The 19,177-nt window shown below is 65.0% G+C and carries 16 protein-coding genes; 5 read left to right on the top strand and 11 right to left on the bottom strand.

Going from position 1 to position 19,177, the window contains the following annotated elements:
• The gene (locus tag AC4BAR_RS07675; protein WP_490627262.1) at positions 1–648 is read right to left on the bottom strand and encodes a PilN domain-containing protein; all 648 of its coding nucleotides are present in this window, start codon (positions 646–648) and stop codon (positions 1–3) included.
• Positions 645–1,706 (bottom strand): pilus assembly protein PilM, encoded by a 1,062-nt coding sequence (locus tag AC4BAR_RS07670; protein ID WP_490627261.1) that lies wholly within the window; start codon positions 1,704–1,706, stop codon positions 645–647. Before AC4BAR_RS07670 ends, AC4BAR_RS07675 begins: the two co-directional genes overlap by 4 nt.
• Positions 1,707–2,058: 352 nt before the next feature.
• Here AC4BAR_RS07670 and AC4BAR_RS07665 point away from each other — a divergent pair, with 352 nt between their 5' ends.
• Complete coding sequence (locus tag AC4BAR_RS07665; protein ID WP_490627260.1) at positions 2,059–4,386, top strand: penicillin-binding protein 1A; 2,328 nt, start codon at positions 2,059–2,061, stop codon at positions 4,384–4,386.
• 22 nt (positions 4,387–4,408) lie between these two features.
• On the opposite strand, the gene cyaY is transcribed toward AC4BAR_RS07665, so the two are convergent.
• The gene (gene cyaY, locus AC4BAR_RS07660) at positions 4,409–4,738 is read right to left on the bottom strand and encodes an iron donor protein CyaY (protein ID WP_490627259.1); all 330 of its coding nucleotides are present in this window, start codon (positions 4,736–4,738) and stop codon (positions 4,409–4,411) included.
• Between the two features lie 218 nt (positions 4,739–4,956).
• Between cyaY and lysA the strand changes: the two genes are divergently transcribed.
• Positions 4,957–6,237, top strand: a complete 1,281-nt coding sequence (gene lysA / locus AC4BAR_RS07655) for a diaminopimelate decarboxylase (protein ID WP_490627258.1) — start codon at positions 4,957–4,959, stop codon at positions 6,235–6,237.
• Positions 6,238–6,264: 27 nt separating this feature from the next.
• Here lysA and msrQ read toward each other — a convergent pair whose 3' ends face one another.
• The 5 genes from msrQ to AC4BAR_RS07630 all read right to left on the bottom strand — a co-directional run bounded on the left by msrQ (position 6,265) and on the right by AC4BAR_RS07630 (position 12,217).
• Positions 6,265–6,909 (bottom strand): protein-methionine-sulfoxide reductase heme-binding subunit MsrQ, encoded by a 645-nt coding sequence (gene msrQ / locus AC4BAR_RS07650; RefSeq protein ID WP_490627257.1) that lies wholly within the window; start codon positions 6,907–6,909, stop codon positions 6,265–6,267.
• Between the two features lie 26 nt (positions 6,910–6,935).
• Positions 6,936–7,931: a protein-methionine-sulfoxide reductase catalytic subunit MsrP gene (gene msrP / locus AC4BAR_RS07645; protein WP_490627256.1), complete on the bottom strand. Its 996-nt coding sequence runs from the start codon at positions 7,929–7,931 to the stop codon at positions 6,936–6,938.
• Between the two features lie 46 nt (positions 7,932–7,977).
• On the bottom strand, positions 7,978–9,297 hold the full coding sequence (gene ccsB / locus AC4BAR_RS07640; protein WP_490627255.1) for a c-type cytochrome biogenesis protein CcsB: 1,320 nt from the start codon (positions 9,295–9,297) through the stop codon (positions 7,978–7,980).
• A gap of 24 nt (positions 9,298–9,321) precedes the next feature.
• Positions 9,322–11,457 carry a cytochrome c biogenesis protein ResB gene (locus AC4BAR_RS07635; RefSeq protein WP_490627254.1) on the bottom strand — a complete coding sequence of 712 codons (2,136 nt, stop codon included), beginning with the start codon at positions 11,455–11,457 and terminating at the stop codon, positions 9,322–9,324.
• A gap of 121 nt (positions 11,458–11,578) precedes the next feature.
• A complete protein-coding gene (locus AC4BAR_RS07630; RefSeq protein WP_490627253.1) occupies positions 11,579–12,217 on the bottom strand; it encodes a c-type cytochrome in 639 nt (212 codons plus the stop codon).
• 114 nt (positions 12,218–12,331) lie between these two features.
• Between AC4BAR_RS07630 and yihA the strand changes: the two genes are divergently transcribed.
• Positions 12,332–13,081 (top strand): ribosome biogenesis GTP-binding protein YihA/YsxC, encoded by a 750-nt coding sequence (yihA, locus tag AC4BAR_RS07625; RefSeq protein ID WP_490627252.1) that lies wholly within the window; start codon positions 12,332–12,334, stop codon positions 13,079–13,081.
• A gap of 19 nt (positions 13,082–13,100) precedes the next feature.
• Complete coding sequence (locus AC4BAR_RS07620; protein WP_490627251.1) at positions 13,101–14,024, top strand: alpha/beta fold hydrolase; 924 nt, start codon at positions 13,101–13,103, stop codon at positions 14,022–14,024.
• Positions 14,025–14,035: 11 nt separating this feature from the next.
• Here AC4BAR_RS07620 and AC4BAR_RS07615 read toward each other — a convergent pair whose 3' ends face one another.
• Positions 14,036–14,902, bottom strand: a complete 867-nt coding sequence (locus tag AC4BAR_RS07615) for an LpxL/LpxP family acyltransferase (RefSeq protein ID WP_490627250.1) — start codon at positions 14,900–14,902, stop codon at positions 14,036–14,038.
• Positions 14,902–15,732, bottom strand: a complete 831-nt coding sequence (locus AC4BAR_RS07610) for a lysophospholipid acyltransferase family protein (RefSeq protein ID WP_490627249.1) — start codon at positions 15,730–15,732, stop codon at positions 14,902–14,904. The genes AC4BAR_RS07615 and AC4BAR_RS07610 overlap by 1 nt, the downstream gene beginning before the upstream one ends.
• Positions 15,733–15,904: 172 nt before the next feature.
• On the opposite strand from AC4BAR_RS07610, the gene metK reads away from it, so the two are divergent.
• Positions 15,905–17,086 carry a methionine adenosyltransferase gene (gene metK / locus AC4BAR_RS07605; RefSeq protein ID WP_490627248.1) on the top strand — a complete coding sequence of 394 codons (1,182 nt, stop codon included), beginning with the start codon at positions 15,905–15,907 and terminating at the stop codon, positions 17,084–17,086.
• 64 nt (positions 17,087–17,150) lie between these two features.
• Here the strand turns inward: metK and AC4BAR_RS07600 are convergent, their stop codons facing one another.
• A complete protein-coding gene (locus AC4BAR_RS07600) occupies positions 17,151–18,959 on the bottom strand; it encodes a CocE/NonD family hydrolase (RefSeq protein WP_490627247.1) in 1,809 nt (602 codons plus the stop codon).
• Positions 18,960–19,177 lie beyond the last annotated feature (218 nt).

Genomic DNA, 19,177 nt, shown 5'->3' with positions numbered 1-19,177 from the left:
TCACCGAACGCCCGAAGGGGCAGAAGAGGGGATGGACGCCGCCGAAGCTGCGGATGCGGCAGCCGCAGCGGCGGCTGCTGCGGCCTCGGTTGGCCGCCGCAGTTTCACGCGCATCGTGAAGTTGGCAACCCGCCGGGAATCGCGGGGGGTCAGGGCAATCGAAGAGGCCACAATCTCGACCAGTTCCGGTTTGCTCAACCAGGGGCTGTTGTTCGACAGGTTGCGCAGCAACTCGGACACCCGTTCGTTGGACTGGGCTGTGCCAACCAAGGACACGGTGACGCCGTCCTGCTTCATGGAGGTCACGAACACCCCTTCAGGCAGCTGGCGTGCCAGTTCGTTCAGCAGGTGAACCGTCTGGTTGCGGTCGCCTTGCAGGTCTTCCACCGCCTGCTGCCGGGCACGCAGCGCGGCAATTTCCGCCTGTAAATTGGCGATGTCCTTGATTTTTTCGTCCAGCCGGCGGTTTTCTGCCTGCAGGAAATTGTTGCGCCCCTGCTGATGCGAAATCTGGAGGTCGTACCACAGGTACACCACGCCACACACCAGAACCCCCACCACAGCGGCCAATGCCAGAGACACATTGAATGCGTCCTGGCGCTTCTTGCGCGCAATCTCACGGTGCGGCAGCAGGTTGATCAAGATCACGAGAAAAATCTCCGCATCGCCAGGCCGCAGGAGGTGAGGTAGGAGGGCGCCTCCCGACGCAGCTTCTTCTCACGCACACCCGAGCCCATTTTCATGTCTTCAAAAGGGTCCACCACCCTGCAAGGGAAAGAAGTGTGCCGGGTGACCGCTTCCGTCAGGCCGGGCAGAGCGGATGATCCACCCCCGAGCAAAATGTGGTCGACCTTGCTGTTCGGGGTGCTGGTGAAGAAGAACTGCAGCGCACGGCCAATTTCTTGGGCCAGGCTGTTGACGAACGGCTGGATCACCGTCCGATTGCAGTCGTCTGGCAGGTCACCGCTGCGCTTTTTGCTTTCCGCGTCTTCGGCAGAAAAACCGTACTGTCGAACGATCAGTTGGGTCAGGTGGGAACCCCCAAACGCCTGGTCGCGCTCGTATTGCAACTCATCATTTTTCACCACCTGCATGCTGGTGTTGTAGGCGCCCACTTCAAACAAGGCCACCAGGGCATCCTTGCCACCATTGGGCAACTTCTCAACCAGTCGGCCAGCGGCCAACCGGGAGGCGTAAGGCTGCACGTCGACGATCACGGGCTTGAGTCCAGCGGCCTCGGCGATGCCTTGCAGGTCCTGCACCTTTTCCTTGCGGGAAGCGGCAATCAGCACCTCGATGTCGCCGTTGGCGGTGGCGCTGGGGCCGATCACGCAAAAATCCAGACTCACTTCGTCCAAAGAGAACGGAATGTACTGGTTGGCTTCCGACTCGACATGGACTTCAAGCTCCTGCTCGTTCAGTCCTCCCGGCACGGTGATTTTCTTGGTGATGACGGCGGACGCCGGCAAAGCGAGCGCCACCTGACGGGTCCGGCTGCCGCTCTTGCGCACCACGCGACGCACTGCTTCGGCCACCTCGTCGAATTTCTCGATGTTGCCGTCGCTGACCCAGCCCTTTTCGAGGGGCTCCATTTCGCAACGCTCCAGAACCAGATTGCCCGATGCGTTACGCCCCAATTCAACCAGCTTGACGCTTGAAGAACTGATGTCCAGGCCAAGCAAGCCGGCCGGCTCCTTGGCAAACATTGATCCCCATGAAATCAAAACGCACCTCTGTTCGTGTGTCGAGGGGTTACCAAACCTCACAACTTTGCGCCAATACTATCAGCAAGCCCAGGGTTTGCCGTCAGAATTTTCAAGAGCCAATGCAGGGCCGCGTTGTCAAAAGCAGACGCCCGAACCACGGGTAGGTTGTTCGTACTCAGGGTCGCACCACGCGCCTACGCCACCGGGCATGCGCGCTCGGTGGCTTGCCGATGGCCTGGCCCGGACTTTTTATAAACTGAGAGGCGTTAACCTCTGCCTTATGCCCAAACAAAAATCCGCCGGCCCCGGCCACCCCTCGCAAGCAACCGAAGACGGTCGAGCCACCCCCACCATGCCGCGGCTTTTGATGCGGGTGGGTCTGTGGGCCCTGGGCCTGGCCGCCGCGGCGGCCGTGTGCCTGTTGCTGGTGATTGCCACCTCGCTGGCCGTGGCCTACCCCAATCTGCCGGACGTGTCTGACCTGTCCGACTACCGGCCCAAGCTGCCGCTTCGCATTTTCTCGACCGAGGGCACGCTGATCGGTGAGTTTGGCGAGGAAAGGCGCAAGCTCACCCCCATTCAGGACATTCCCCAGGTGATGAAGGACGCGGTGCTGGCCATTGAGGACGCCCGCTTCTATTCCCACGGCGGCGTGGACTACCTGGGCGTGATTCGCGCCGGACTGGCCAACGTGGGGCGGGGCGCCAAGGCCCAGGGCGCCTCCACCATCACCATGCAGGTGGCGCGCAATGTCTACCTGTCGGCGGAGAAAAGTTACATCCGCAAGATTTACGAGATTCTGCTGACCTTCAAGCTGGAACATCTGCTGACCAAGGACCAGATCCTGGAGATCTACATGAACCAGATCTACCTCGGCCAGCGGGCCTACGGCTTTGCCGCCGCCGCCGAGGTCTACTTTGGCAAGGAACTGAAAAGCATCTCGGTGGCCGAGGCCGCCATGCTGGCCGGCCTGCCCAAGGCGCCGTCGGCTTACAACCCGGTGAGCAACCCCAGCCGAGCCCGGACACGCCAGCTTCACATCATCGACCGCATGGAAGAAAACGGCTTCATCAAGCCGGAACAGGCCAAGGCCGCCCGCGTCGAGAAGCTCACCATCCGGACCAAACAAGACCACGCCGGTCCGCACGCGGAATACATCGCCGAAACGGTGCGCCAGCTGATGTACAGCCAGTACGGCGACGAAACCTACACCCGGGGCCTGAACGTCTACACCACCGTGCGGGCCTCCGAGCAGGCGGCGGCCTACCGGGCGCTGCGGCGCGGCATTCTGGACTTTGAGCGCCGGCAGGTCTACCGCGGGCCCGAAAAGTTCGTGGAACTGCCCACAGATGCCAAAGAAGCCGCCGAAGCCATCGACGACGCGCTGGCCGACTTCAGCGACAGCGAGGACCTGATGGTGGCCATGGTGCTGACCGCCACCCCCCAGCGTGTGGTGGCGGAACGCCAGAACGGCGAGCGCATTGAAATCGCAGGCGAGGGCCTGAAGCCCGCCCAGTCCGGCCTGTCGCCCAAAGCCCCGCCCAACATCCGCATCCGCCGTGGCGCCATCATCCGCGTCGCGCCGGCTGCCAAGGGCAGCTGGGAAATCACCCAGCAACCCGAGGTGGAAGGCGCTTTTGTGGCGCTGGACCCCCGCGATGGCAGCATCCGGGCCCTGGTGGGCGGCTTTGATTTCCAGACCAACAAGTTCAACCACGTCACCCAGGCCTGGCGCCAGCCCGGCTCCAGCTTCAAACCTTTCATTTACTCGGCGGCGCTGGAAAAGGGCTTCACCCCTGCCACCGTGGTCAACGACGCCCCGCTTTTTTTTGACGCCGGTGTGACCGGCGGCCAGCCCTGGGAGCCGAAGAACTACGACGGCACCTTCGACGGCCCGATGAGCCTGCGCCGGGCCCTGGCCAAGTCCAAGAACATGGTGTCCATCCGCATCCTGCAGGCCGTGGGGCCGCAGAACGCGCAGGAATGGGTGGCTCGCTTCGGCTTCGATCCCGACAAACACCCCGCCTACCTGACCATGGCGCTGGGCGCTGGCTCGGTCACGCCCATGCAGATGGCCACCGCCTACTCGGTGTTTGCCAATGGCGGTTACCGCCTCAACCCCTATCTGATCGCCCGCGTCACTGACTACAAAGACAAGCTGCTGGTGGAAACCAAGCCCCCCGAACTCGACGAGTCGCTGCGCGTCATCGACGCCCGCAACGCCTTCGTGATGAGCAGCCTGCTGCAGGAAGTCACCCGCTCAGGCACCGCGGCCCGAGCCCAGGCCACGCTGAAACGGCCCGACATCTACGGTAAAACCGGCACCACCAACGACTCCATTGACGCCTGGTTCGCCGGCTACCAGGCCAACGTGGCGGCGGTGAGCTGGATAGGTTACGACACCCCGCGCAAGCTGGGTGACCGTGAAACCGGCGGCGGCTTGAGCCTGCCGGTGTGGATCAGTTACATGCAGCAGGTGCTCAAGGGGGTGCCGGTGTCCGAGCCAACGCCCCCGCCCGGGGTGGTCAACGTCGGTGGAGAGTGGTTCTACGACGAGTACGCGGCCAACGCCGGTGTCAGCAGCCTGGGTGTGGACGATGCGGCTGCCGCCCCCAAGCAGCCTCAGACCGCCCCTTCGGCCGAGGAAAAACGCAGCATCCTCGACTTCTTCAAGAACTGAGTGCAGCCCCGAGTGGCTGTGCTCAGATCGTGAATTGCAGCGGCAACCCAGCCTGGGCGCTGGCCTGCTGGCTCAGATCCCCAAAGAACTCCTGCGCGGTCTTGGTGTCGCGCCAGGCAGCGCCGTCAAATTTGTAATGGAAACCGCCGGCACGCGCGGCCATCCAGATTTCATGCAGGGGTTTTTGCAGGTTGACAATGACCTGAGAGCGGTTGGCAAACGTCAGCGTGACCATGCCGCCCACCCGCTGGTTGTCGATGTCGGCATCGCTGGCGTCGTTGATGCGGTCGCAGGCCGCCTCGATCGCGCGCAGCACCGCCTCGGCGCGGTCCATGAATTCGGGGTCGGTCATTACAATTTCACCATGTTGTCTATCCGTCAAATTCTAGTCACCGCCCTGGCCGGTGTCCTGCCCCTGTTGGGCGGCTGCGGTCAAAAGGGTCCCTTGGTGGTGCCCAACCCGCCCCCGGGGGTTGAGCGACCCACGCTGCCCCAGGTGCTGCGCTCCAGCGTCACTGGCAGCCCCGCCAGCGCGGCGCCCGCGGCAAGTGCCCCTGAGACGGGCAAGCCATGAGCCGCCCCGCCCTGCCCGGCCACCCCCACATCGCCTACTGGAATGACGCCCTTTGCGTGGAAGGCCAGCGCCTCGATGCACTGGCCACCGAGTTTGGCACACCGCTGTTTGTCTACTCCAAGGCGGCCATGTTGCAGGCCCTGGCCGCCTACCAGCGCGGCTTTGCCGGCCGCCGCGCGCAGATTTGCTACGCCATGAAGGCCAACTCCTCGCTGGGTGTGCTGCAGGTCTTTGCCCAGGCCGGCTGCGGCTTCGACATCGTGTCGGGCGGTGAGTTGCAGCGCGTGCTGGCCGCCGGTGGCGATGCCGCCAAGGTGATCTTCTCCGGCGTGGGCAAGACCCGCGCCGAGATGCGCCAGGCGCTGGACGCTGGCATCGCCTGCTTCAACGTGGAAAGCGACGCTGAGCTGGAGGTACTCAGCGAGGTCGCCCAGGCCATGGGCCGGCGCGCGCCAGTGAGCATCCGCGTCAACCCCAACGTCGACCCCAAGACCCATCCCTACATCTCCACCGGCCTCAAGGGCAACAAGTTCGGTGTAGCCCACGAGCAGGCGCTGCAAACCTACCAGCGCGCCGCCGCCCTGCCGGGCCTGCAGGTGGTGGGCATCGACTGCCACATCGGCTCGCAAATCACCGACAGCACCCCTTACCTGGACGCAATGGACCGGGTGCTGGACCTGGTGGAAGCCATCGAGGCCGCCGGCATCCCCATCCACCACATCGACTTTGGCGGTGGCCTGGGCATCGACTACAACGGCGACACCCCGCCCGCGGCCGATGCGCTGTGGGCCCAGCTGCTGGCCAAGCTGGACGCGCGCGGCTTTGGCCAGCGCCAGCTGATGATCGAACCCGGCCGCTCGCTGGTGGGCAACGCCGGCGTCTGCCTGACCGAAGTGCTTTACCTGAAGCCGGGCGAGCAAAAGAACTTCTGCATCGTCGACGCGGCCATGAACGACCTGCCGCGCCCGGCCATGTACCAGGCCTTCCACCAGATCGTGCCGCTGACACCCCGCGACAGCGCCACCACCGACTACGACGTGGTGGGCCCGGTGTGCGAAAGCGGTGACTGGATCGGCCGTGACCGTGCGCTGGCGGTGCAGGCCGGCGACCGGCTGGCCGTGCTGTCGGCGGGCGCCTACTGCATGAGCATGGCCAGCAACTACAACACCCGGGGCCGGCCGGCCGAGCTGCTGGTGGACGGCGACCGGGTGCATTTGCTGCGGCCCCGGGAGACCGTGGCCGACCAGCTGCGCGGCGAACAGCTGCCCACGGCCTGAAAGCCAGCCAGCACTCGCACAGCAGTCCTACTGTTTCGAGAGCTGTGCGCCCATGCGGGGAAATGGTGGGCGGTTCTTTTTGCTGAAAAAATACCAGACCCGCCAGCCCAGCAGGCTGCCGAGAATGGCGGCGTAGACAAAGACCTCGGCAAAGTTGTTCTTGCCGGCGCGCATCCAGAAAAAATGCAGTACCGCCAGCCCGGCGATGGCATACACCGCCTTGTGCAGCCATTGCCAGCGGCGGGCGCCCATGGCCTTGATGGCGCGGTTGAACGAGGTGGCGGCCAGCGGCGTCAGCAGCAGCCAGCCGGCAAAACCCACCAAGATGAACGGCCGTTTGGCGATGTCCTTGGCGATGTCGGCCACGTCAAAGCCCATGTCAAACCAGCTGTAGCTCAGCAGGTGCACCACCGCGTAGAAATACACAAACAGGCCCAGCATGCGCCGAAAACGCGCCAGCGCAGGCAGGCCGGCCATCACCCGCAACGGCGTGACCGCCAGCACAAAGCAGAGGAATCGCAGCGTCAGATCCCCGGTGGACCGGATCAGCGCTTCCTGCGGGTTGGCACCCAGGCCGTTGGTGGCGGCCGCGTACACCAGCCACAGAAAAGGCAGCAGCGCCGCCACGAACAGCAGCGGTTTGGCCAGCGGATGCAGCAGCCAGGCTTTCATGGACGGCTCCAGACCAGACCGTGTGGTCAGAAGAACTTTTTCAGGTCCATGCCGGCGTAGAGCTGGCCCACCTGGGCCTCGTAGCCGTTGAACATCAGGGTCTTGCGTTTGCGAGCGAACAGCCCGTCTTCGCCGATGCGGCGCTCGCCGGCCTGGCTCCAGCGCGGGTGGTCGACCTCGGGGTTCACGTTGGAATAAAACCCGTACTCCTGCGCTGCGGCCTTGTTCCAGGCGGTCGCCGGCTGCTTGTCGGTGAAGCGGATTTTCACCAGGCTCTTGGCGCTCTTGAAACCGTATTTCCAGGGCACCACCAGCCGCACCGGTGCACCGTTCTGGTTGGGCAGCACCTCGCCGTACATGCCAAAGGCCAGCAGGGTCAGCGGGTTCATGGCCTCGTCCAGCCGCAGGCCTTCCACATAAGGCCATTCCAGCACCCGTGAACCCACGTAGGGCATGGTCTTGGGGTCGGCCAGGGTGACGAATTCCACGTACTTGGCGCTGCCCAGCGGCTCGACTTTTTTGATCAGTTCGGCCAGCGAGTAACCCACCCAGGGAATCACCATGCTCCAGCCTTCCACACAGCGCAGCCGGTAAATGCGTTCTTCCTGGGCACTGAGTTTGAGCAGGTCTTCCAGCGCCAGCTTGCCCGGCTTCTTCACCAGGCCCTCAATCTCGACCGACCAGGGGCTGGTCTTGAGCGTGCGGGCACTGCGGGCCGGGTCGGCCTTGTCGGTGCCGAACTCGTAGAAGTTGTTGTAACTGCTGGCGTCTTCGTAAGGGGTGAGCTTGTCCAGCGTCATCGCGCCGGCCACCGCCGATTTGGCGCCAGGCAGCGCCGTCAGCTTGCCCGGCCGCGCCACCTGGGCGAAGGCCTCGCGCTGGGCCCAGCCGGCCAGCGCCAGCCCGGCTGCACCGCCGGCCAGCGCCTGCATCAGTTGGCGACGGTTCTGGTACACGCCTTGCGGCGTGATCTCGCTGCCCAGGGGGTGGGTGAAGCCGGTGTCGTTCGTTTGAATGAGCATTGCACGTGTCCTTTGTGGTGCTTGGTCGTGCGGCCGGCTAGGCTTCTTACAAGGTGCCGTAACTGTGCAGGCCGCTCAAAAACATGTTGACGCCGAGGAAGGCAAAGGTGGTGACGGCCAGGCCGGCCAGCGCCCACCAGGCCGCCACCGTGCCACGCAGGCCTTTGACCAGGCGCATGTGCAGCCAGGCGGCGTAGTTCAGCCAGACGATCAGCGCCCAGGTTTCCTTGGGGTCCCAGCTCCAGTAGCCGCCCCAGGCCTCGGCCGCCCACAGCGCGCCCAACACGGTGGCGATGGTGAAGAAGGCAAAGCCCACGGCGATGGCCTTGTACATCACGTCATCGAGGATCTCGAAGCTGGGTAGGCGCGACGCAATGCGTTTGCGGCCCAGCAAAATGCCGGCGGCAATCAGCGCCGAGATGGCGGCATAACCCAGCCAGTAGCTGCCCCCGGCTTCCGTGAGGCCGCGCTGGCGGAAGGCGATGGGCACAAAACACAAGGCCACGCCCAGCAGCCAGATCGGGGTGAGCTTGTACCAGCGGGTCTCGCTGGCCTGTTGTTTCATCAGGTAAGCAAAAGCCACCATGGCTGACATCGCAAAAGTGCCATAGCCAATGAAGTTGGCGGGCACATGCAGCTTCATCCACCAGCTTTTGAGCGCCGGCACCAGCGGCTGGATTTCATGGGCCTCGCGGACCACGGTGTACCAGAGCAGAAAACCCACGGCGGCACTGACCACCAGCATCACAAAAGCACCCAGGGCCCGGGTTTTGTACTGGGCTTCAAAGTACAGGTAAAAGGTGGCGGTGAGCCAGCAGAACAGCACAAATACCTCGTAGAGGTTGCTCACCGGGATGTGGCCCACATCGGCACCGATCAGATAGCTTTCGTACCAACGCACCATGGTGCCAATCAGCGCCATGCCCACCGCCACCCAGGTGATGCGGGAGCCCAGCAGCTCCATGGTGGCGCTTTGGCCCTTGGCAAACATGCCCAACCAGTAAAAGGTGGTGGCCATGAAGAACAACACACTCATCCACAGGATGGCCGACTGACTGGACAAGAAGTATTTGAGCCAGAACACCGAATCGGCGCGCGCCAGGTCGCCCTGGTAGGACGCCGTGCCCAGCAATGAAAACACCGCCACAGCCACCATCAGCGTGCGCAACGGCCGCCAGAACCAGCCCAGCCAGATGGCGGCCGGCACGCTGCCCACCAGAATGGCTTTTTCGTAAACATCCATGAAGCCGGCGTAGCGCGACAGCGCAAACAGGCCGCCGGCCAGCACCAGGGCCGCAAACAGCCAGTCGCCCCCGTTGCGTTTGGACAGAAAACTCTCGTTGAGTGAAATGGTGGCGGTGTTCATCTGGGGATCCTTCAACCTCGGGCGTCAGTCGACGACGCCAATCAGCTTGCTTTTCAGGTGCGCGAATTCGTGGTCGCCGTCCATGGTCTTGCGGTTGGTCGACAAGGCCATGGTGGCCTGCGACCCTTCACCCGCGGGCGACAGCCAGACCCACAGGCGGCGGTCGCGCACATAGAGCATCGCAAAGATGCCCAAAATCAGCAAGGCGCAACCAAGATACACGATATTTTTTCCGGGTGCACGGGCCACCTGGAACACACTGGCCTGGACCTGGGTGAAATCCTTGAGCTCGAAGGCCACCGGCACCGGGTAGAAAAACGCGTCGCTCAGGCTCAGCACGGTTTGCACCATCAAGGCCTGGGTTTTCTCGCTCGGCACCAGCGGCGGCTGGCCCGCCTTCTCGCGGGTCAGTTGCACCAGCTCGAACAGCGCGCCGTTGAGGATGCGAACCAGCACGTCGCCGGCGCGGGCCCGCTCGGCTTCGGGCACATTGCCTTCCATGAAATCGGAGATGGCCTGCAAGCCGGCCGCGCCGGGTTTGGCGCCGGAGCCGGGTGCACCGGCAAACAGCGCCAGCGCCCGGTTGGCCGAGGTGGTGAGCTGGCCCACCAGCTCGGCGCGCTGCGGATCGGTGGCCTTGGCCACGTAGCGGCGCACCGCCTGCTCGCGCAGCGCGGGGCTGCGCAAAGCCTCGCGCAAGGCCACAAAGCCCTTCATGCTGCCCTGGTCGTCGGCCGGCACCCGCAGGTAGCGGAAGGCTTCGGCCGGGCTGTCGCGGGTGCCCAGCAGAAACACCGGCACGCCCTCGCCCAGGTCCACCGGCAACATGTAGTTGTTGAACTCACGGGCCTGACCGGCGCTGTCGCGCAGCTTGTAGCCGATGCTGGGGCCGATGTTGCGCAGCTCCTTCTTGGTGACGGTCTTGTTGGCCGCGCCCAGCCGGGCGTCGATGGCCGACTGCAGGTCGACCTTGCGCACGTCGACCGCACCGGCACCCGAGCTGCCGCCGGCGCCGAAGTTCTCGACGTTGATGACCCGCAGGCTGGTGAATTCCAGCGTCAGCTTGTCCTTGCTGGCCAGGTTGTCCGGGGCCAGCAGCGTGCTGCCACCGATGGTGCCCTGCACCTCGAAGGGCGCGATCTCCGGCGACATCGGCACGCCTTGCAGCTTGACGCTGGATCCCCCGTCGTCAAAACTGGCCTGGTAGATCTCGATGCCGCGGTGGCTGGCCGGGTGATTGACCTCGACCCGGGTGGCGATCTTCTCGCCGGTTTCGCGGTCATGGATCACGATGTCGCTGGCAAACAGCTTGGGCATGCCGGTCGAGTAGTACTCCACCACAAACTTCTTCAGTTCCACCGCGAACGGCAGTTCCTGCAGAAACACGCCATTGGGCTGGGTCAGCACCGCGGTGTCGGCCATCGCGCCCTCGGGCACCATCAGGTTGGCGCGAAAGGTCGGGTTGCTGGTGGACAGCCGGTGCTGCGGCCCCACTTCGGCCATGGAACCGCTGCCGTTGAACGGCGTCTTGCCGGTGAACCAGGTCTGGGCTCGCACCACCAGGTCACCGTCCAGCAAGCCCCCCAGGCACACCAGCACGATGGCGCTGTGGGCGGCGATGTAGCCCAGTTTGTTGGCGGCACCGGCCTTGGCCGCCACCATCCAGCCGCTGCCCTCGGCGGTTTCGCGCTGCTGCAACTTCACCCGCCAGCCACCGCTGGCCAGGGTCTGGCCGATGCGCCGGGCCGCCACCTCGGCCGACTCCGACAGCGCGGCCTCGGCATGGTGGCCAAAGGCCTTCAGGCTCTGGGCCCGCAGGCCTTCCTTGTAGTTGCGCAGGTCGACCAGGATTTTGGGCGTGTTGCGGGCCACACACAGCGAGGTGCTGATGACCAGAAAGGCCAGGATCAGCAAAAACCACCAGGCGCTGTAAACCGAGTACAGGTCGATCGCGCTGAACAGCTCGGCCCAGAACGGCCCGAACTGGTTGACGTAGTTGTTCAGCGGCTCGTGCTGCTTGAGCACCGTGCCGATGATGGAGGCGATGCAGATGACGGTCAGCAGCGAGATCGCGAATCGCATGGACGACAGCAGTTCCACCGCCGTGCGAAGCGCCAGCGAGCGGGTTTTCAGCCGGAGGCCATGGGTGGAAACAGACATGTGGTGGCGTTGCCAAAAGGGCTCAAGAAAAAGGGCGGACCATCCTTCGATGCTCCGCCCTGGATAGGGTCAGTTGCCCGGGAATGGTTCAATCAAAATGCACCATTCACCGCCACAGCGGTCAGCGCAGGCCGGCGATGTAGTCGGCCACCGCGCGGATTTCGCGGTCATTCAGCTTGGCGGCAACCTGGGTCATCTGCGTGCTGTTCTTGCGGGTGCCGTCACGGAAACCGCTCAGCTGGGTGGCGGTGTATTCGGCGTGCTGGCCGGCCAGACGCGGGTACTGCGACGGAATGCCAGCGCCACTGGGGGTGTGGCAGCCGGCACAGGCGGGCACGGCGCGGTCGGCAATGCCACCGCGGTAGATGCGTTCACCCAGGGCCACCAGTTCCTTATCCTTGGCGAAACCGGGCTTGGCCTTCTGCGAGGCCACCCAGTAGGCGATGTTCTTCATGTCTTCGTCCGACAGGCCGCCGGCAAAACCCGACATGATGGCGTTGGCACGCTTGCCGGCCTTGAACTCTTGCAGTTGCTTGACCAGGTATTCGGGATGCTGTTGCGCCAGCTTGGGATTGGCGGGGACGGCGGAGTTGCCATCGGCGCCATGGCAGGCGGCACAGGCGGCGAAACTCGCGCTGCCCTTGGTCAGATCGGGTTTGACCACCTTGGGCGCCTCGGCCTTGGCAGGCTCGTTGGCGAAAGACAGGGCGGAGGTTGCTGCCAGCAGGGCAGCCATCAACAGAGAAACAAAGGGCTTCATAGGATGGAGTTGGAAGATTGGCGCAAAACTGACTGATTCTACAATGCGGTGCTGTCCGCCCTCGGGTTTCCCCGCAATCTCCAACGGTTTGCGACAGGCCTCCAGAGAGCCTTCATGACCCCACACCCGGAAAACCCGGTCCCACCGACACCCACCACCGCCACCGCCGCCCAGGCGATGGGCTGGCTGCACACCGCCAAATTCCTCACCTCGGCCCCGCAGTTGGTGCACCTGCCGCCGTTGCAGGTGCCGGAAATTGCCTTCGTGGGCCGGTCCAACGCCGGCAAATCCACCTGCATCAACGTGCTGGCGCAGCAAAAACGGCTGGCCTTTGCGTCCAAGACGCCGGGCCGGACCCAGCACATCAACCTGTTTTCGCTCGGCAAACAAGGCGTCACCGACGCGGTGCTGGCCGACCTGCCCGGCTATGGCTACGCCGCTGTGCCCAAGGAGGCCAAGTACCGCTGGCAGCAGGTCATGGCCAATTACCTGGCCACCCGCGAAAACCTGGTCGGCATCGTGCTGCTGTGCGACCCGCGGCTGGGCCTGACCGAACTCGACGAAATCCTGCTGGACGTCATCCGGCCCCGGGTCGCCGAGGGCCTGAAGCTGTTGGTGGTGCTGACCAAGTCCGACAAGCTCAACCGCGCCGAGGCCACCAAGGTGCTGTCCATCACCAAACTTCAGGCCGGCGGTGGCGAGGTCAAGCTGTTCTCGGCATTGAAGAAAAAGGGCGTGGACGAGGTGGGCCTGCTGCTGTGGCAATGGGCCCACAGCGCCGGCAGCGCCCGCCGCATGGCCACGCTCACCGAGGCACGGGCCGAAGCAGCGGTGGACGACGACCAGGCCCCGCTGGCCGACTGATCACGGACCCACCCGCCCCATGGTGCAGACCAGCCTCGTTCCCCTGCCCCATGGCGTCACACTGAGTGTGCGCAGCGCCGGCCAGCCCGGCCGGCCGGCGCTGGTGTTCCTGCACGGCTTCCCCGAAGCGGCTTTTGTCTGGGACGGCTTGCTGACCCATTTCGCCGCCCTGGGTTACCGCTGCCTGGCCCCCAACCTGCGTGGCTTCGAGCGCTCCAGCGCACCGGCCGACCCCAGCCTCTACCGGCCCAAGCTGCTGGCCCAGGACATTGCCGCCCTCATCGCGCTGGAGGCCGGCCCGGCGCCGCTGGCGGCACTGATCGCCCATGATTGGGGCGGCGCGGTGGCCTGGGGCCTGGCCAACCAGCGGCCAGACCTGATGGCCAAGCTGGTGATCCTGAACTCGCCGCACGCCGGCACCTTTTTGCGCGAGTTGCAAACCAGCCCGGAACAGCAGGCCGCCAGCGCCTACATGAACTTTCTGGTCCGGCCGGACGCTGAAGCCCTGCTGGCTGAAAACGACTACCAGCGGCTGTGGAAATTGTTTGCCAACATGGGCGCCGTGGACGGGCCCCGGCCCTGGCTCACCGAGGCGGTGAAGGCCCGCTACCGTGAAGCCTGGCAAGACCCGCCCGGCACACCCCCGGGCACCGGCCTGCGCGGCGGCTGCAACTACTACCGGGCCTCGCCGCTGCGCCCACCGCGGCCCGAAGACCCGGCCGCCGCGGCGGTGACGCTGCCCGACGCCATGCTCAGCGTGGCCGTGCCCACGCTGGTGCTGTGGGGCCTGGGTGACATCGCGCTGCGGCCGGAGTTGCTGAATGGGCTGGACCGCCATGTGCCACACCTGACGGTGAAAACCCGCGCCGACGCCACCCACTGGCTGGTGCACGAGCACCCGGACTGGGTGACGCAGGAAATCGCGGCTTTCCTGGCCAGCTGACGGCGTTCGGCTCAGTAGACCGACGGCTCGCCGGCCGGCCGGCTCTTGAAGCGCTTGTGCACCCAGTAGTACTGGTCGGCCATGGGGGCGATGTAATCCTGCAGGCGCCGGTTCATCAGCGCGGTGTCGGCCTCGGCGTCGGCGCTGGGGAAATCGGTCCAGGCCGGGAGCACCCGCACCTCGTAACCCTGCGGCGTCAGCCGGCTCAGCACCGGCACCACCTGGGCCCGGCCCAGCCTGGCAAAACGCGACAGCGAGGGCACGGTGGCCGCCAACTGGCCGTAAAACGGCACGAAGATGGACTCTTCGGGGCCGAAGTTCATGTCGGGCAACAAATACAGCGGGTCGCCTTCGCGCAGCTTGGCCACGATGGCTTTCACGCCGTCGATGCGGCCGAACAAATGGGCGTCACCGAAGCGCTGCCGCCCACTCAGAATCCACTGGTCCAGTCGCGGATCGGGCTGGTCGGTGTAGATGGTGGTGAAGTGGCGCGGCAGGTTCAGCGTCAGCGCCGTCCAGCCCGCGTCCATGCCGACAAAATGCGGCGCAAACAGCACCGTGGGGGCCTGGCCCTGCAAGGTGTCCAGCGCGCCGGTCAGCGTCAGGCGCGAGCGCACCTTGGCTTCCGAACCATGCCAGAGCCAGGACCGGTCCAGCCAGGCCTGGGCGAAATGCACAAAGGTGCCCAGCGCCACCTCCCGCCGTTGCTCAGGCGTCTGCTCCGGAAAACAGAGCGCCAAATTGGTCAACGCAACACGCCGGCGCGGCAAGGCCAGGTAGAACAGCAGCCAGCCCATGAAGGCCCCGAAGGTCCGCACCCAGGCCAGCGGCAGCAGGGCCAGCAGGCGCATGAAGGCAATGCCCAGGCGCGCGCCCATCAGCCCTCGTCCCTGGGTTGTTTGTAGCGGGCGTAGCTCCACAGGTACTGCTGCGGGCATTCGCGCACCAGCCGCTCCATCTCGCCATTGATCTGCGCCAGCGCGGTGGCCAGGTCGTCCGACAGCGGGGCCAACAGGTTGCGGAAATGCAGCCGGTAGCCGCGGCCCCAGGCCAGCCGCTCGCTCCACACCAGCAGGGTCACCGCACCGGTCTGCTGGGCCAGCCGGGCGGCCAGCGTCATGGTGTAGGCCTCACGGCCAAAAAATGGCACCCATTGGCCCAGGCCCTCGGGCGGCACCTGGTCGGGCAGCAGGCCCACCGCCTGGCCCCGGCGCAGTGCCTTGATCATGTCGCGCACGCCAGACAAGGTGGTGGGCACGGCCTTCAGGCCGGGCCTATCCCTTGCACTGGCCTCGATCTCGGCCAGCGCGGCCTTGCGGGCCGGCCGGTACAACACCGTCAGCGGGCCGTGCTCGGCGCTGTAGCGCGAGGCCAGGGCCTGGGCCATGACCTCAAAGCAGCCCAGATGGGGCGTGAGCAGCAGCACGCCCTTGCCGGCCGCGTAGGCGGCATCGACCACCGGCAGGTCACGCCATTCATAGGGCGGCGAGGCGCCCATCCAGATGCGGGGCAGTTCGGCCGTCATGCAACCGGCCTGGCCCACCGCGCCGCGCACCGCGGCAAAACCGTAGCCGGCCTGGGCGGCGTTGGCCAGAAAACGCTGGCGATATCCCTTGGACAGCGCAAACACCAGCCAGCCCAGCAGCCAGCCGCCGGCATGCAGCAGCCACAGCGGCCAGCGGGACAGGGTTTGGAACACGACAAACATGCAAATGGCTAAAATAGAAGCGTCGCTGAGTTAAATGAGCAACTTGCAGGGCGACCAGAGACGGCCGAATCTTTCGAGGTGGGCCGGGCTTGTTAAACAAATCTGCTAAAGCGTTCGCCAGGGGCTTCCGAGCTGCAGGCAACGCGCCACAGCAACCACGGAGTTTATTCAAATGGCGAACGACTTTCTTTTCACATCCGAATCGGTCTCTGAAGGCCACCCCGACAAGGTCGCCGACCAGGTGTCGGATGCCATTCTGGACGCGATTTTCAAGCAGGACCCGCTGAGCCGGGTCGCGGCCGAGACCCTGACCAACACCGGTCTGGTGGTGCTGGCCGGTGAAATCACCACCAACGCCCATGTGGACTACATCCAGGTGGCGCGCGACACCATCAAGCGCATCGGCTACGACAACACCGAGTACGGCATCGACTACAAGGGCTGCGCTGTGATGGTCTGCTACGACAAGCAGAGCAACGACATCGCCCAGGGCGTGGACCATGCCTCCGACGACCACCTGAACACCGGCGCCGGCGACCAGGGCCTGATGTTCGGCTACGCCTGCAACGAAACGCCAGAGCTGATGCCCGCGCCGATTTACTACGCCCACCGGCTGGTGGAGCGCCAGGCCCAGCTGCGCAAGGACGGCCGCCTGCCCTTTCTGCGGCCCGACGCCAAGAGCCAGGTGACCATGCGCTATGTGGATGGCAAGCCACACAGCATCGACACCGTGGTGCTGTCCAGCCAGCACGCACCCGACCAGAGCCAGACGGCCACCAAGATGAAGGCCAGCTTCATCGAGGCCATCATCGAGGAGATCATCAAACCGGTGCTGCCCAAGGAATGGCTGCAGGACACCAAGTATTTGATCAACCCCACCGGACGCTTCGTCATCGGTGGCCCGCAGGGCGATTGCGGCCTGACCGGCCGCAAGATCATTGTGGACACCTATGGCGGCGCCTGCCCGCACGGCGGCGGTGCCTTCTCCGGCAAAGACCCCAGCAAGGTCGACCGCTCGGCCGCCTACGCCGCGCGCTATGTGGCCAAGAACATCGTCGCCGCCGGCCTGGCCAAGCAGTGCCAGATTCAGGTGGCGTACGCGATCGGCGTGGCCAAGCCGATGAACGTGACGGTGTACACCGAAGGCACAGGCGTGATTTCCGACGACAAGATCGCCGCGCTGGTGAACGAGCACTTCGACCTGCGCCCCAAGGGCATCATCCAGATGCTGGACCTGCTGCGTCCGATCTACGAAAAGACCGCGGCTTATGGCCACTTCGGCCGCGAGGAGCCCGAGTTCACCTGGGAGCGCACGGACAAGGCGGCCGCACTGCGCGCGGCGGCGGGTCTGTAAGGCTTGCCTCACCCCAGAAAAAAGCCACCGTGAGGTGGCTTTTTTGCAATCAACGGTCAGCGGATCACTTCGTCACAGCGGGCTCACCGATGCGTGGCACCCACACATTGCCGCTCACCGTGACCGGCATCACGCTGGCCTTGGGCACATTGAAGCTGGTGGAACCGGTCAGCAAATACTGGTCTTTGGCGCCGTACAACAACAGCACCAGCCGCTGGCCTGGCTGCAGGCGACCGGCGATGCCGCTCAGGTCCACGTCGTGGCGGCCCAGGCCCTTGAGCGGGGTGACCTGGTTGTCCAGCAGCTCATAGACCGGCAGCGCCGGGTTGTGCTGGATGCCGATGCCGGCAAAGAGCACCGGCTGGCCCAGGGCCGGGCCGGCGGCGCTCAGCGTCACGTCGAGGTGGGGAATGCCGGCCACCACCTCGGTGCCTGCACCTTGCACCGGGCCCAGCGGCACGGCCACCTGAACCTCGGGCAGGCCGGCAACGACCAGGGTCTTGGGCACGGTGGCCTGGGTGCCGGCGCGGCCCACGGTCAGGGCATCGACCAGCGCCGCGTCGGTGCCGGCAATCGACAGGCAGATCTTCTTGGGCACGGCCGAGGCGGCGCCGGCAATGCCTTTCAGGTGCTCCTCAAAAAAGGCCAGGGCCGCGTCAGCCGGTTCCACGGTGCCGCAGCGGGTGTTGAGCAAGTCGCTGGGGTTGTAGGCGAACTGGCTGAGGTCAGGCGTGACCTGCAGCGTGTTGTGGCCGGTCTGGGTGGTCAGCAGGCGCACATCGCCGCCCTGGGCTTTCAGGCACTGGTAATTGGCGTGGGCCTCGTTCAGGTTGAACAAGGTGTCGCGCACACCCTGTACCAGCAAGGCATTGACCTTGCCACCGGGCACAGGCGCGTAGCGCGGCCGGGTGCCGGGTCCGCCATTGGTGGCCACGGCCTGGCCGTCGCAGAAATAGCGGTTGCTGTGGTACAGCAACAGGTCTTTCAGGCCGGGGGTGAGTTCGTTCTGGGCGAAGGAGGTGACGAAGCCGTTGAAGATGAAGGGATCGAAGCCAGTAGCGGTTTTCAGGCCGGTGAGGTTGCCGATGCCGAACAGGCTGAGGTTCCACAGCGTCTTGGGCGTGTTGCCCGGGGCCAGGCTGTAGGTCAGGTCATGCGGTGCCCACATCGGCACCATCGCGTCCAGCCGCTTCTTGGGATCGATGTTGTGGATCAGGTACTGGAACATGCCGCCGTAAGACGTCCCGATGGAACCCACCACCAGGTTGTGCGGGTCGGTGCCGTCGGCGCTCGGGCCATACTTGAGCCAGGCCAGGTTGGCCTCAGCCCAGTCGAGCACAGCCAGCAGATTCTGGCCTTCGAAGTCGGGGTCCATCACCCGGTCGGAGCCGTTGCTGTCGCCGTGGGCCCGTTCGTCGATGCTGATGACGCCATAGCCCTTGTCGATGAAGACACCGATGTCGGTGAAGTCCGAGCCCAATGGGTTGGCAAAGTCCACCTTCAGCGGGCCAAAGGGCACCGGGCGGCTCTTGTAGCGTGCGCCCTGGAAACCATGGCTGTGCAGGATCAGCGGGTAGGTCTGGCCGCCGGTGAGCGTGGCCGGCTCAAACACGGTGAACGCCACGGTGTCGCCGGTGGCGGGTACCTTGAGCGACACCGAGTAGGTTTTGCCCGCGCGGGACTGCCCCGCGGTGGGCAGTGAAGGGATCGCCTCGGCGCTGACCGACGCTGAACCCGAGGCGCTGGCGCCGCTGCCGCTGGCCACGCCGCCGACCGAAGGCGCCTGGGCCACCGCGGTTTTTTCGGCCGCACCATCGCCGCCGCCGCAGGCCGCCAACGCGCCACAGAGCAGCACAACCGAGATCAATCGCATGGGGAACTCCTTCAGGGGCAGGGCAAAGGACAGACCACCCCCTGGGGGCGTCCGTCTCGATTCGGTACTTATCGGTACCAGACTATCGTCGCAAATGCGAACTTTCGGTGTCGCCAAATCGACTTTCCAGGCTGAGAAAGAAGTCTTTTTGCATCAGACCGGGCATTTGTCACGCACTCGGGTGCCCGGCGCCTAGGCTCTGCCATGCTGCACTCGCC

The sequence above is a fragment of the Rhodoferax sp. SPJ4 genome (assembly GCF_058216275.1).
The sequence above is the reverse complement of the archived record's forward strand: the minus strand, read 5'-3'. Positions and strand labels throughout refer to the sequence as shown.

What these genes read in the sequence shown, in the direction of transcription:
- AC4BAR_RS07600 (WP_490627247.1), bottom strand. Translation starts at nt 18,959, where the DNA reads ATGCGATTGATCTCGGTTGTGCTGCTCTGTGGCGCGTTGGCGGCCTGC.
- AC4BAR_RS07615 (WP_490627250.1), bottom strand. Translation starts at nt 14,902, where the DNA reads ATGGGCGCGCGCCTGGGCATTGCCTTCATGCGCCTGCTGGCCCTGCTG.
- msrQ (WP_490627257.1), bottom strand. Translation starts at nt 6,909, where the DNA reads ATGAAAGCCTGGCTGCTGCATCCGCTGGCCAAACCGCTGCTGTTCGTG.
- AC4BAR_RS07635 (WP_490627254.1), bottom strand. Translation starts at nt 11,457, where the DNA reads ATGTCTGTTTCCACCCATGGCCTCCGGCTGAAAACCCGCTCGCTGGCG.
- AC4BAR_RS07670 (WP_490627261.1), bottom strand. Translation starts at nt 1,706, where the DNA reads ATGTTTGCCAAGGAGCCGGCCGGCTTGCTTGGCCTGGACATCAGTTCT.
- msrP (WP_490627256.1), bottom strand. Translation starts at nt 7,931, where the DNA reads ATGCTCATTCAAACGAACGACACCGGCTTCACCCACCCCCTGGGCAGC.
- lysA (WP_490627258.1), top strand. Translation starts at nt 4,957, where the DNA reads ATGAGCCGCCCCGCCCTGCCCGGCCACCCCCACATCGCCTACTGGAAT.
- AC4BAR_RS07610 (WP_490627249.1), bottom strand. Translation starts at nt 15,732, where the DNA reads ATGTTTGTCGTGTTCCAAACCCTGTCCCGCTGGCCGCTGTGGCTGCTG.
- cyaY (WP_490627259.1), bottom strand. Translation starts at nt 4,738, where the DNA reads ATGACCGACCCCGAATTCATGGACCGCGCCGAGGCGGTGCTGCGCGCG.
- yihA (WP_490627252.1), top strand. Translation starts at nt 12,332, where the DNA reads ATGACCCCACACCCGGAAAACCCGGTCCCACCGACACCCACCACCGCC.
- AC4BAR_RS07630 (WP_490627253.1), bottom strand. Translation starts at nt 12,217, where the DNA reads ATGAAGCCCTTTGTTTCTCTGTTGATGGCTGCCCTGCTGGCAGCAACC.
- metK (WP_490627248.1), top strand. Translation starts at nt 15,905, where the DNA reads ATGGCGAACGACTTTCTTTTCACATCCGAATCGGTCTCTGAAGGCCAC.
- AC4BAR_RS07665 (WP_490627260.1), top strand. Translation starts at nt 2,059, where the DNA reads ATGCCGCGGCTTTTGATGCGGGTGGGTCTGTGGGCCCTGGGCCTGGCC.
- AC4BAR_RS07620 (WP_490627251.1), top strand. Translation starts at nt 13,101, where the DNA reads ATGGTGCAGACCAGCCTCGTTCCCCTGCCCCATGGCGTCACACTGAGT.
- ccsB (WP_490627255.1), bottom strand. Translation starts at nt 9,297, where the DNA reads ATGAACACCGCCACCATTTCACTCAACGAGAGTTTTCTGTCCAAACGC.